The sequence below is a fragment of the Eubacterium ramulus genome, assembly GCF_045002895.1.
Lineage (GTDB): Bacteria > Bacillota > Clostridia > Lachnospirales > Lachnospiraceae > Eubacterium_I > Eubacterium_I ramulus.
Genome location: NZ_CP173382.1, coordinates 2,037,206 through 2,050,185, shown reverse-complemented (window position 1 = coordinate 2,050,185; position 12,980 = coordinate 2,037,206). Strand labels below are relative to the sequence as shown.

The following is a 12,980-nucleotide window of genomic DNA, read 5'->3' as shown; positions in this document are numbered from 1 at the left end:
AAAGGAAATCACGGAAATGAAGAAGATTTTTAAGAACATGATTCCGTACTGGAAGACGATTCTTGTGATCGTGGCAGTGCTTGTGCTCCAGGCATACTGTGATCTGGCATTGCCGACTTATACTGCAGATATCATCGATGTGGGAATTCAGAACAAGGGTATCGAGTACAGTCTTCCAGAGGAGATAACAGCGGAGGAATATGAAGATGCACAGCTTTTTATGACAAAAGAAGAAAAAACGCTGTGGGCATCCAGCTATGAAGCGACACAGCATGAGACATATGAGCGTTCAGTGACAGACAAAGAGACGCTGGGTGAGCTGGATTCCGAATTTGCCATACCGCTGATCCTGAATTATCAGATGTCCCGGATGGAAGAAGCACAGTTCAAAAAACTGCTTGCAGAGCAGACCGGCGGGGACGTATCGGTATATGAACAGATGAGCCTGGAGCAGATTGACCAGATGATGGGAACAGAGTTGAAAGTATCAGAAAAAGAAGTGGAACAGGAGGATGGAAGTACACAGACGGTAACCTGTGTGGATATCCGTCCGATGTTTGAAGCAATGATCAAGAGCGGGCAGATGGATGAGGATGCAGTGCTTTCCATGCGGGATTCCATGCAGAAAATGGTGGATGCCATGGGAGATTCCATGATCACGGCCAGCAAAGCAGCCTATGCGGCATCCTGCGATGAAGCAGCCGGTCTGAACCTGGCACAGATCCAGACATCCTATCTGTGGAAAAAAGGATTGCAGATGGCTGGTCTGGCTGCAATTATGATGGCTTGCGCTATTTTTGTATCCTATCTGGCATCCAAAGTGGGAGCCGGTGTGGGACGTTCTCTGCGCGGTCGCCTGTATGAGAAAGTCATGCATTTTTCCAATGCGGAGATGGAGCATTTCTCCACAGCATCTCTGATCACTCGAAGTACCAATGATGTACAGCAGATCCAGATGGTGACAGCAATCTTTCTGCGGATGCTTGCCTACGCACCGATCCTTGGTATCGGCGGTATCATCAAAGTAATACAGACAAGATCCGGCATGGGCTGGCTGATCGTAGCGGCGGTCATCGTGATCTTTGCATTTGTCATGATCCTGATGAGTGTGGCACTGCCGAAGTTCAGGCAAATGCAGGAAAAAGTGGATGGTGTCAATCTGGTTTCCAGAGAGATTCTTACCGGTCTTCCGGTTATCCGTGCATTCCGTCGTGAGGATAAAGAGGAAGAACGGTTTGACGGTGTGAACCGTGAACTGACAAAGACCATGCTTTTCACAAACCGTGTCATGACGCTGATGATGCCCGGTATGATGCTGATCATGTATGCCCTGACTGTAGCCATCGTCTGGGTGGCAGCTAAAAAAATTGATCTTGGAGTGATGCAGGTTGGTTCCATGACTGCATTTATCACGTATGCGATGCTGATCGTTATGGCATTCCTGATGCTGACAATGATGTCTGTTATGCTTCCGCGTGCCGGTGTGGCAGCAGACCGTATTGATGAAGTATTGCATACAGATTTTACAATCCGGGAAGCAGCAGAACCGAAACATATCGAAACATCAGAGGGTGTGTTGAAATTTGACCATGTGGATTTCATATATCCGGGCAGCAGGGAGCCGGCGATTCACGACATTGACTTCACTGCTTATCCGGGGCAGACTACGGCGATCATCGGAAGTACCGGTTGTGGAAAATCTACGATCGTGAATCTGATTCCGCGTCTGTATGATGTGACGAAAGGAAGCATAACACTGGACGGTATTGATATCCGGGAACTTTCTATGAAAGACCTGCGTCAGCAGATTGGATTTGTACCGCAAAAAGGTGTGTTGTTTTCCGGAACGATTGCGTCTAACCTGCGTTTTGGAAACGCCGAAGCAACGGATGCCCAGGTAGTTCAGGCAGCACAGATTGCCCAGGCGGAAGAATTTATCGAAGAAAAACCGGAGAAATATGAATCTCCGATCGCTCAGGGCGGAACGAACGTGTCCGGAGGACAGAAGCAGCGTCTTGCCATTGCCCGTGCCATCGCAAAACATCCGAGAATCTTTGTGTTTGATGACAGCTTTTCCGCACTGGATCTGAAGACAGATGCAAAACTGAGGAAAGCACTCTCAGATACCGTTCAGGAAAGCACGGTGATTATCGTGGCACAGCGTATCAGTACAATTTTGCATGCAGATCAGATCCTTGTGCTGGATGAAGGGGAGATTGTTGGAAAAGGAACCCATGAGGAATTGATGAAACACTGTACGGTATATCAAGAGATTGCAAAATCTCAGATGTCCGCAAAAGAACTTGGCCTGACAGACGGAGAGGAGGGTGAGTACCATGAGTAATGAAAGAAATATACATTCTGCTTCCCGACCGAGACGCAGAATGGGACCGGGCAGAGGGATGGTCCCGGGTGAAAAGGCAAAAGATCTGAAAGGTGCCCTTGGAAAAATTCTCCGCTATATGGGAAAATATAAGATCGCCGTTGTGTTTGTCATGATCATCGCGGCATGTTCCACAGTATTCAGTGTGCTTGGCCCGAAGGTACTTGGTAAGGCGACGACAGGCCTGGCAGAAGGTCTGATGGCAAAAGTAGCCGGAACCGGCGGCATTGATTTTTCCTATATAGGAAAAGTGCTGCTGTTTGTACTTGGTTTATATCTGCTCAGCTCTGTCCTGAGTTTTGTGCAGGGATGGATCATGACCGGTATCACACAGAAAATCTGTTACCGGATGCGAAAAGAAATTACAGAAAAAATAAACCGCATGCCGATGAAATATTTTGAGAGCCGTACTTACGGTGAAGTGTTATCCAGAATTACGAATGATGTGGATACGCTGGGGATGGGGTTAAACCAGAGTGTGACCCAGATCATTACATCTACGGCCACCATCATCGGTGTGCTGGTGATGATGCTCAGTATTTCTCCGCTGATGACACTGATCGCGCTGGTGGTACTGCCGGTTTCGGGGTTGTGTGTTTCTCTGGTGGTGAAAAAATCCCAGAAGCATTTCATTACACAGCAGGAGTACCTGGGACATATCAATGGACAGGTAGAAGAAAGCTATGGTGGTCATCTGGTCATCAAAGCTTACAACAAAGAAGATGAAATGATTGCCCGGTTTAACCGGACAAATGATGTATTATATACTTCTGCATGGAAATCCCAGTTCCTTTCCGGAATCATGATGCCGATCATGCAGTTTGTCGGAAATCTGGGGTATGCGGCAGTGGCACTCAGTGGTGGTATGCTGGCCATTCGAGGCGTGATCACCATCGGTGATATCCAGGCATTTATCCAGTATGTGAAGAGTTTTACGCAGCCGATCCAGCAGATCGCACAGGTAACAAATCAGGTGCAATCTATGGCAGCGGCAGCAGAGCGTGTGTTTGAATTCCTGGAGGAAGAGGAAGAAGATCAGGTAGTGGAGCATCCGGCAGATGTGACAAAAGTGATTGGAAATGTAGCGTTTGATCATGTAAGTTTTGGTTATAATCCGAACCAGCTCATTGTGCATGATTTCAGTGCACAGGTGGCTGCCGGACAGAAGATTGCCATTGTTGGTCCGACGGGAGCCGGCAAGACTACCATGGTGAAACTGCTGATGCGTTTCTATGATGTCAACAGCGGATCTATCCGTATTGACGGACACGATATCCGGGAGTTCAATCGCCGGGAGCTGAGAGATGCGTTTGGAATGGTATTGCAGGATACCTGGCTTTTTAAAGGAAGTATCATGGAAAATATCCGTTATGGACGTTTGGATGCTACGGATGAAGAAGTTGTAGCAGCCGCAAAAGCAGCTCATGCGGATCATTTTATCCGGACACTGCCTGGTGGCTATGAGATGGAACTGAATGAAGATGCCAGCAATATTTCACAGGGACAAAAGCAGTTGTTGACAATTGCAAGAGCGATTCTGGCAGATAACCGCATTCTGATTCTGGATGAGGCGACTTCTTCTGTGGATACCAGAACGGAAGAACTGATCCAGAGTGCCATGGATAACCTGATGAAAGGACGGACCAGTTTCGTGATCGCACACCGCCTGTCCACGATCAAAAATGCGGATATTATTCTCGTTATGAAAGATGGAGATATCATCGAGCAGGGATCCCATGAGGAACTGCTGGAACAGGGTGGTTTTTATGCGGATCTGTATAACAGCCAGTTCGCGGAATAAAAACAATGCTTAAAATTTAATATATGAAAGCAAAATCGGAGAAAATTATCTCGTTCGCTAGACGTGCACTACCTTCGTTTCACTGCGTTTTCATCGCGCTCGTTCCCACGCCTGAAAAAGAGGTCGTTCCCACTCGCGCAAAAACTTGTGAAACTCAGTCGTTTACTTAATCGCTCACTGAGATAATTTTCTCCGATTTTGCCATTTCAGTTATGAAAATAGTAACTGTAAAGAGAATTATTAAAGGTGCGAACGGTAATACTTTGTAGTGTGCTGGCGGTATAGCATGAGCAGTCCGCGGACACACAGTTCAATCGGCATTGCGATCCACATGCCGGTGAGACCAAGGCGGCTGACAAGAATCAGTGCCAGGCCGATGCGCACGATCCAGATACTGCCAAGGTTCATCAGACTCGGTACGAAGGTGTCTCCGGTGCCGCGCAGTGCACCGGCGGCAACGATGGACACGCCAAAGAGCGGTTCCGCAAGCAGCTCAATGCGCAGGATATGAACGGACATTGCCTGCACAGTGACATCCGGTGTCAGAAGCCGGAAGACCAGCGGGCAGGCGAACATCATAATGGCACCGGTGCAGCCCATGAAAATGGCACCCATGGCGGTACTGATGTTACCGAAACGTTTTGCTGTTTTAAATTCTCTGGCACCGATGTTGCGTCCAACCAGTGTGGTTGCAGCCATACCAAGACCATAGCCTGGCATGTAGCACAGACTTTCTGCGGTAACGGCGAAAGAATTTGCAGCGATGGCAGCGGCTCCCAGTGGGGCAATGATCCGGGTGGATACGACCATAGCACTGTTCATGGCGATTTCCTGAACGGCCACCGGCATTCCAATCTGAAATGCTTTGCGCAGAATGTTACGGTCAAAATGATGTTTGTCAGTACGTCTGAGGTGCAGCTGCTTGTTGCAGATGCAGCAACGCCATGTCATGATCAGACTGATGACGGCACAGGCGAGTGCTGTTCCCATACCGGCACCAAGGACACCGAAGCGTGGAATCAGTAATGAATTAAAAAGAATATCCAGTACACACATGACGGCATTTAAAATACTTGGTGTCACCATATCACCGCTGCATTGCAAAAATGCCGATGTTAGGGAATTCAACTGTGAAAATGGGATCATCAGTGAATATACAAAAAAGTATGCAGTTGCGTTCGGACAGATTGCCGGATCACCGCCTAACAGGATTGGCAGTGGATGACTGAGCAAAAGACCGCTGAAAGCTAAGAGGCCGGAAATGCTCAGGGCACTGATCAGACCGTGCCGGATGACGTTCCTGGCATCAGAATCCTGACCGGCACCGATGTGATGTGCCACCTGCACGGAAAAACCGGCAGAAACTGCGGACAGGACTCCATTATACAGCCAGGTCATGGCAACGACCAGACCGATAGCGGCAGAAGCGGCGGCACCCAGAGCACCAACCATGGCAGAGTCGATGTACTGCATGGCGATGGTGGTGATCTGCGTCAGAATGGCGGGCAGACTCAGCTGCCAGACCTGTTTTACTTCCGGTTTTAGTTTTGCCCAGTTTAATGTTAGTTTCCCCATATAATCTTACTCCCCCTTGTAATATTTTAGTCTGAGTTGGACCTCCGACTGAGTTCAAGTCGAACGCACGTGAGACTTGGTGCGTGATTCTGGTCAGCGAAAGCTGACATATTCTTTTCAGAATCACTGCACTCTACACTTCGCCAGGCAGCGAAAAAGGACTCTTCTATTTAGTCTCGACCGCGAATAATCGCCACCGGGACAAAATAGTCCGAGTCCTTTCCTCTGCCTGTCATAGTGCAATTCAAGTCGAACGCATGTGAGACTTGGTGCGTGATTCTGGTCAGCGAAAGCTGACATCAACTGAGATAAAATAAGCCGGAAACAGAATCCGTATCTTCCCGGAGTTCTGTTCCAGCCTGTTCGTTACAAAAAACTAAAGTAACTGAATACCAGCTGTTTTCAGTTCAGCTTCCATTTCTTCCGGCCACAGAGAACACTGTACTTCTCCGATATGTGCTTTTCGCAGGAAGAACATACAGATACGGGACTGACCGATACCGCCGCCCATAGTGTATGGAAGTTTTTTCTCCAGAATTGCTTTTTGGAACGGAAGTTCTGCACGTTCCGGGCAGCCTGCTTTGTCAAGCTGCTCTTTTAAAGATATTTCATCTACACGAATACCCATAGAGGAAAGCTCCAGTGCAATATCGAGAACCGGATAGTATACAACGATGTCTGCGTTTAATGCCCAGTCATCGTAGTCCGGTGCACGACCATCATGTGGCTCACCACATTCCAGTTTATCACCGATCTGCATAATGCAGACAGCTCCTTTTGCCTGAGCGATGTAATACTCACGTTCCTTTGGTGTGTTATCCGGGAACATTTCTTCCAGTTCGCGTGTTGTTACAAAGAAAATCTCTTTCGGTAAGATCTCATGGATATAATCATACTGAATAGACATATATTTTTCTGTTTTACGCAGTACTTTGTAAACCTGACGAACGGTTTCTTTTAATGTATCCAGATTTCTTTGAGATTTCTCGATTACTTTTTCCCAGTCCCACTGATCCACAAAGATGGAGTGGATGTTGTCTGTGATTTCATCGCGGCGGATTGCATTCATATCCGTATACAGACCGGAACCGACTTCAAAATCATATTTGTTCAGTGCGTAACGTTTCCATTTGGCCAGAGAGTGTACAACTTCTCCGGTGCGTCCGTTCTGCTCGGCAATATCAAAACTTACCGGGCGCTCCACACCGTTTAAGTTGTCGTTCAGACCGGAAGCCGGATCTACGAAAAGTGGTGCGGACACGCGGGCAAGGTTCAGTTCCTGTGCCAGGCGGGTCTGAAAGAAATCTTTTACTGTCTTGATCGCAATCTGAGTATCATGCAGATTGAGGTCAGATTTATAATTTTTTGGAATCGAAATGGTACCCATAAAAATCTCCTCTAAAACTGTTCTATTATGATCTGTTGATTAAATAACCATTGTTCATTATAGCATCTGAGCATGATTTTTCAAGATTTGATACCTATTTCCTATAAAAATTAAGGTAGAAATTGCTATTGCAGGGGATGTAGCCTATAATAATAGGAAAAAGTCATTTTACAGGAGGCAAATATGGACAGAGAACGGCTGGAACGGCAGTTTGATTTTATAAAAGAAATAGATAAGGAAAAATTTATTCAGCGTCAGACAAAGCTGTCAGACGGCGTCCGCAGGGAAAACGATGCAGAGCATGCCTGGCATATGGCGATCATGACAGTGCTGCTGTCAGAGTATGCCAATGAAAAAATCGATGTGCTGCGGACAGTTACTATGCTTCTGATCCACGACATTGTGGAAATTGATGCAGGGGATACATATGCGTATGATGAGGAAGGTCAGAAAACCCAGCATGAGCGGGAGAGCCGGGCAGCAGACCGTATCTATTCACTGCTTCCGGAGGATCAGAAGAAAAAACTGCGGGATATCTGGGAAGAATTTGAGACGGGCGAGACAGCGGAAGCCAAATTTGCACATACTATGGATAATATCCAGCCGGCGATGCTGAATGCAGCGAATGGTGGTGTGGCATGGAAAGAACGAGGGATTTCAATGAGCCAGATTATGAAGCGGAATGCACATACAGCCGAGGGTTCACAGAAACTGTGGGATTATGCGTTTGAAAACTTTTTTCAGAAAAATATAGATGCCGGAAATATCAGAGACGACAGGAAAAGAGATTAAAACATGAGTGTAGGAATTTATGTTTTTACAGATATAAAATATCGCAGATAAAGTGATATCAGAAAATAAGTGATAAAAAACAGATTGGCAGGGAACATTTTATGAGAGAAAAAATAGATATTCATGCACATTATTTTCCACCGGCATATGATCAGATGCTGGAAAAGCGGGGAATGAAACTGTTGGACGGCGGTTTTCCGAAGCCGGAGTGGAACGAAGAGATTCAGCTGTCTTTTATGGAAAAGCTGGGAATCACATACAGCGTACTCTCTATTTCATCTCCGCATTTACATATGGGAGATGTAGGGGAGGCCATTGAGGTGGCACGGTCATCCAATGAATATGGAGCTGAGCTGATGAAAAAATATCCGGAACAGATCGGTGTGCTGGCAAGTCTGCCGCTGCCGGAAATTGATGCGGCAGTTGAAGAAGTGAAGTATTGCCGGAACGAGCTGCATGTGACAGGATTTGCCTTACAGACCAATTCCTGCGGATTGTATCTGGGGGATGCGAGACTGGATCCGGTGATGGAAGTCTTGAATCAGGCAGAATCAGTGGTGCTGATCCATCCGACGGAACCGGCAGCAATTCCGCAGGGGGTCAATGAGAACTTACCCTATCCGATGATGGAGTTTTTCTTTGATACCTGCCGTGCGGTGATGAATCTGATCCTGACAGGAACATTGAATAAATATCCAAAGATCCGTTTTGTGATCCCTCATGCGGGAGCCTATCTGCCGATCATCAGTGATCGTGTGGCTTCCATGTCAAAAATGCTCTGCCCGGATGGAAGTGTCGATATCCGGAAATGTCTGGCAGATCTGTATTATGATCTGGGTGGAACCGCCATGCCGAAGCAGTATGGAAATTTATGCCAGATGACCACAAAGGATCATATTTTGTATGGCAGTGATACACCGTTCACACCGTTGCCACTGTGTTGCAAACTGGCAGAAACGATGGATCAGGGGCTGACAGCTGAGATGCAGGAACTGGTTTACCGGGAGAATCCGAAGAGACTGCTTTGCAAATAATAGGATTCAGGACGAAAATAAATAGTTAAATACAGGCCGCAAAGCGACTGCGTTCATGAGCAAGTAGTGAAAGTGGATTGCGAATGTCCGTTTTACGGTAAATGAGATTTGGAATGCTGCTTGGTATCTGTATAAAAAGTATCGTTTCAGGAAAGTATAGAATTATGTAGAAAATCACTATACTGACCTGGAGGAAAAGGTTATGAACAGACAAAAAGCAGCAATCATCGGATGTGGATTTGTGGGATCATCCACGGCATTTGCACTGATGCAGAAAGGACTTTTTTCGGAGTTGGTGCTGATCGATGCAGATCAGAAAAAAGCACATGGCGAGGCAGCAGATATCGCCCATGGACGGCCATTTGCGCATATGATGCAGATCTATGCGGGAGATTATGCGGATGTGGGAGACTGCGGGCTCATTATCGTTACGGCAGGTGCAGCACAGAAACCCGGAGAAAGCCGCATGGCATTGGTGCACAAAAATGTAGAGATATTGAAAACTATCATTCCGCAGATCACAGCGCAGAATTTCGAGGGGATTTTGTTGATCGTCAGCAATCCGGTGGATATTTTGACGTATGCGGCATGGAAGATTTCCGGTTATCCGAAGGAACGGGTGATCGGCAGTGGAACGGTGCTGGATTCCGCACGGTTTCGCTATCTGCTCAGTGAACATCTGCAGGTGGATTCTGCCAGTGTACATGCCATGATCATTGGAGAACACGGGGACAGTGAACTTGCGGTGTGGAGCGGTGCCAACGTATCTGGAATTCCAATTCATGATTTTTGTGAAATTCGAGGCCATTATGACCATGAACAGGCGATGGAGCAGATTTATCGCCGGGTGCGTGAAAGTGCATATCAGATCATCGAAGAAAAAGGTGCTACTTATTACGGTGTGGCCATGGCGGTGACGCGTATTGCGGCGGCGCTGATTCGGGATGAGGGCGCAGTGTTGCCAGTATCAAGCCTGATGCAGGGGGAATACGGACTATCCGATCTGTGTATCAGTGTGCCGGCAATTGTTGGAGACGATGGTGTGCGGCAGGTGTTGGAAATTCCGTTAAATGAGAAGGAAAATAAGGAACTCCGTCATTCGGCAAATGGATTGAAAGAAATCTTGCAGAAAATTTGGCTATAAAAAATGTGAGACAGGATAATTATTCGAAAGAGAAAAAGAGTGAATGATATTTTTTGTGTAGAAACGATGAAAGCAATTGTATAATGATGTAAAAAAGTATGAACGCAGAATAAGCATTCCCCCGCTTCAAGTGCGTAGAGCACTAAGCGGTGGGTAAGGGGGATGCTTACGTCAGTGGGAGTTAAAAGCTCCCACTGACAGGTCGCAAAGCGACTGCGTTCATGAGCAAGTAGCGAATGCGGATTGCGAATGTCCGCTTTACCAGTAGAATATGGGTATTGCAAATAATTAGTAGATGATGAATGATAAGAATCAAAAGACAGAGAATGAAATGCGTGACAATCATGCAGAAATGAATAAAAGAGTACAGTATACGTGGTTAAAAGAAACGTTGGCACAGCATGAACCGACGTTTATCGATATGGATCAGTGCCATCAGGCAGCTGTGTGTATTCCGTTGCTGAAGAATCAAGATAGTTCTTATGATGTCCTGTTTGAAGTGCGTTCTTCCACCATTGCACACCAGCCGGGAGACGTCTGTCTGCCCGGCGGGATGGTGGAGAAAGGTGAGACGCCCAGAGAAGCAGCATTGCGTGAACTGAAGGAAGAATTACTGTTAAAGGAAGATCAGATCAGTTACCTTGGTGATATGGATAAGTTATATAGCGGAGGCAGTCTGGTGATGCATTCTTTTGCAACGGAGGTAAAGGGGTATCAGAACACCTTCAATCCGGCAGAAGTAGCGGAAGTGTTTACAGTTCCGTTGGAGTTCTTTTTACATACGGATCCGGAATGCTATGTGATCCGGGCAAAGGTGGAACCGGGAGAGGATTTTCCCTATGAACTGATCTGCGGCGGACGGGAGTACCGCTGGCGCAGCCGAAAGGAAGAAGTCTGTTTTTACCAGTATGAGGGACATGTCATCTGGGGGCTGACGGCAAAATTGATGCGGGCCTTTGCAGATGTCGTCAGAGATAGGGAAACAGGATATGAAAAACACGTATAAACAGGTGGAAAAATACGCGATAAAATTCTGTCTTGTCAGTTGAAAAATTAACATCCACATAGTATACTAATTTATATCTGTGCATAGTTTTGAGCAGGTGGCGAAAGCGGATTGTGAATGTTCGCTTTGCTTTTTGCAAACGGAAGAAACTTGCAAGGAAAACACAGAACTGAAAAAGAAAAATCCCGGAAAACGGTTTAAATAAGGAGGATATGAGTACATGGAACAGTACAAACAGGAATTTATCGAATTTATGGTAGAAAGCGATGTTTTAAAATTTGGAGAGTTTACCTTGAAAAGCGGCAGAAAGTCTCCGTTTTTTATGAATGCAGGAGCATATGTGACAGGTTCCCAGTTAAAGAGACTCGGTGAGTATTATGCAAAAGCAATTCACGATAAATACGGCGATGATTTTGACGTTTTATTCGGACCGGCATACAAAGGAATCCCGATCAGTGTCGTGACAGCTATCGCTTACAGCGAGTTATACGGAAAAGAGATCCGTTACTGCTCTGACCGTAAAGAAGAAAAAGACCACGGAGCAGATAAAGGAAGTTTCCTTGGAAGCAAACTGCAGGACGGCGACCGCGTCGTTATGATCGAGGATGTTACCACTTCCGGAAAATCTATGGAAGAGACTGTCCCGAAGGTACGCGGTGCGGCAAATGTGGAAATCGTAGGTCTGATGGTATCCCTGGATCGTATGGAGATCGGAAAAGGCGGTCAGAAGTGCGCCCTCGAGGAAGTAAAGGAGCTCTATGGTTTTGAGACAAATGCCATCGTAACTATGGCAGAGGTGGTAGAACATCTTTACAACCGTGAGTGCAATGGCAAAGTTGTGATTGATGATAAATTAAAAGCTGCCATTGATGCATATTATGAGCAGTATGGTGCAAAATAAGCATTGCGGCAATGTTTATAAATAATCATAAAAAACAAATTAGACTTTTATGCAGAATATTATTTGTGCTGTATATCGCCGGTCTGGTTTATTTCCTGTTTTTTGCAGAAATGTTGGACCGGACCGGGATTGAGCGCAGCTATCATTATAATTTAATTCCGTTCAGGGAGATACGAAGGTTTATTGTGTATGCAGATCTTCTCGGACCAGTGGCAGTGATTTCCAATTTGTTTGGGAATATTGCTATTTTTATGCCATTTGGTTTTCTGGTCCCGATCCTGGGCAGAAAAAAAAGGAAATTCTGGTTCACAGCACTGGCGAGTTTTGAATTGAGTTTGAGCGTGGAATGTATCCAGCTTATAACTAAAACCGGCTGTTTTGATGTGGACGATATTTTCCTGAATACAATCGGTGGAATATTAGGGTATCTGGTCTATGCACTGATGCAGCGTAAGCGGGACCGGGATGCCGATGCCAGAAGGCTGAAAGAAAGATCATAAATTTTTTCAGACTGTCGGTGCCAGTGAAGTATGTCGGCGAGGTAACGCAGATATATTTTGCGGCGCATGTGAATAAATGAGGAGGCAACGTATGGCAAGCAACAGAAGAAAATATTTTCGCCGGACACGCAAGACCCGGATGAGGGATTTAAAACATTCCCCTACCGGGATTTTGTCTTTTTGTACGGCAATGGCTGCACTGGCAGTGTTTTTAACGGCAGTGGTACAGTCATTTCTTGCATCCGGTGAAGGCGGATATAAAGTAGGCGGTCTGGGATTGATCGGACTGATCCTGGCACTGGGAGCGTTGCTCTGTGGTATTTTTGCAGTAAAAGAGCCAAAAATCAGACCGCTGCTTCCGAGACTTGGCATTGTGTTCGGTGCAGTGCTTACCGTTGGTCTTGGCGGCATGTACATATTCGGTCTGGTAGGATAAAAATCAGTAGGAGAAAAATAA

General features: G+C 46.3%; 11 protein-coding genes. 9 read left to right on the top strand and 2 right to left on the bottom strand.

All coding sequences use genetic code 11. From position 1 onward, the window contains the following. Nucleotides 1–16 precede the first annotated feature (16 nt). On the top strand, nt 17–2,344 hold the full coding sequence (locus ACIRUQ_RS09705; protein ID WP_055290252.1) for an ABC transporter ATP-binding protein: 2,328 nt from the start codon (nt 17–19) through the stop codon (nt 2,342–2,344). Continuing rightward, the gene (locus tag ACIRUQ_RS09700) at nt 2,337–4,184 is read left to right on the top strand and encodes an ABC transporter ATP-binding protein (RefSeq protein ID WP_055290251.1); all 1,848 of its coding nucleotides are present in this window, start codon (nt 2,337–2,339) and stop codon (nt 4,182–4,184) included. Before ACIRUQ_RS09705 ends, ACIRUQ_RS09700 begins: the two co-directional genes overlap by 8 nt. A gap of 240 nt (nt 4,185–4,424) precedes the next feature. Here ACIRUQ_RS09700 and ACIRUQ_RS09695 read toward each other — a convergent pair whose 3' ends face one another. After that, nucleotides 4,425–5,759 (bottom strand): MATE family efflux transporter, encoded by a 1,335-nt coding sequence (locus tag ACIRUQ_RS09695; protein ID WP_055290250.1) that lies wholly within the window; start codon nt 5,757–5,759, stop codon nt 4,425–4,427. Nucleotides 5,760–6,135: 376 nt separating this feature from the next. Next, a complete protein-coding gene (asnA, locus tag ACIRUQ_RS09690; protein WP_021740243.1) occupies nt 6,136–7,146 on the bottom strand; it encodes an aspartate--ammonia ligase in 1,011 nt (336 codons plus the stop codon). Nucleotides 7,147–7,329: 183 nt separating this feature from the next. Here asnA and ACIRUQ_RS09685 point away from each other — a divergent pair, with 183 nt between their 5' ends. The 7 genes from ACIRUQ_RS09685 (at nt 7,330) to ACIRUQ_RS09655 (ending at nt 12,959) form a co-directional block, all read left to right on the top strand. Next, complete coding sequence (locus ACIRUQ_RS09685) at nt 7,330–7,938, top strand: HD domain-containing protein (RefSeq protein ID WP_055290249.1); 609 nt, start codon at nt 7,330–7,332, stop codon at nt 7,936–7,938. 101 nt (nt 7,939–8,039) lie between these two features. Beyond that, complete coding sequence (locus tag ACIRUQ_RS09680) at nt 8,040–8,972, top strand: amidohydrolase family protein (RefSeq protein WP_021740241.1); 933 nt, start codon at nt 8,040–8,042, stop codon at nt 8,970–8,972. Nucleotides 8,973–9,174: 202 nt separating this feature from the next. Continuing rightward, nucleotides 9,175–10,116, top strand: coding sequence for an L-lactate dehydrogenase (locus ACIRUQ_RS09675; RefSeq protein WP_055290248.1), 942 nt, complete (start codon nt 9,175–9,177; stop codon nt 10,114–10,116). A gap of 352 nt (nt 10,117–10,468) precedes the next feature. Continuing rightward, the gene (locus ACIRUQ_RS09670; protein ID WP_070103963.1) at nt 10,469–11,122 is read left to right on the top strand and encodes a CoA pyrophosphatase; all 654 of its coding nucleotides are present in this window, start codon (nt 10,469–10,471) and stop codon (nt 11,120–11,122) included. A gap of 220 nt (nt 11,123–11,342) precedes the next feature. Further along, nucleotides 11,343–12,023, top strand: coding sequence for an orotate phosphoribosyltransferase (gene pyrE / locus ACIRUQ_RS09665; RefSeq protein WP_021740237.1), 681 nt, complete (start codon nt 11,343–11,345; stop codon nt 12,021–12,023). A 65-nt stretch (nt 12,024–12,088) separates the two neighbouring features. Next, on the top strand, nt 12,089–12,523 hold the full coding sequence (locus tag ACIRUQ_RS09660) for a VanZ family protein (RefSeq protein WP_336303428.1): 435 nt from the start codon (nt 12,089–12,091) through the stop codon (nt 12,521–12,523). Between the two features lie 91 nt (nt 12,524–12,614). Beyond that, nucleotides 12,615–12,959 carry a DUF6142 family protein gene (locus ACIRUQ_RS09655; RefSeq protein WP_022035135.1) on the top strand — a complete coding sequence of 115 codons (345 nt, stop codon included), beginning with the start codon at nt 12,615–12,617 and terminating at the stop codon, nt 12,957–12,959. The last annotated feature ends 21 nt before the right edge of the window (nt 12,960–12,980 follow it).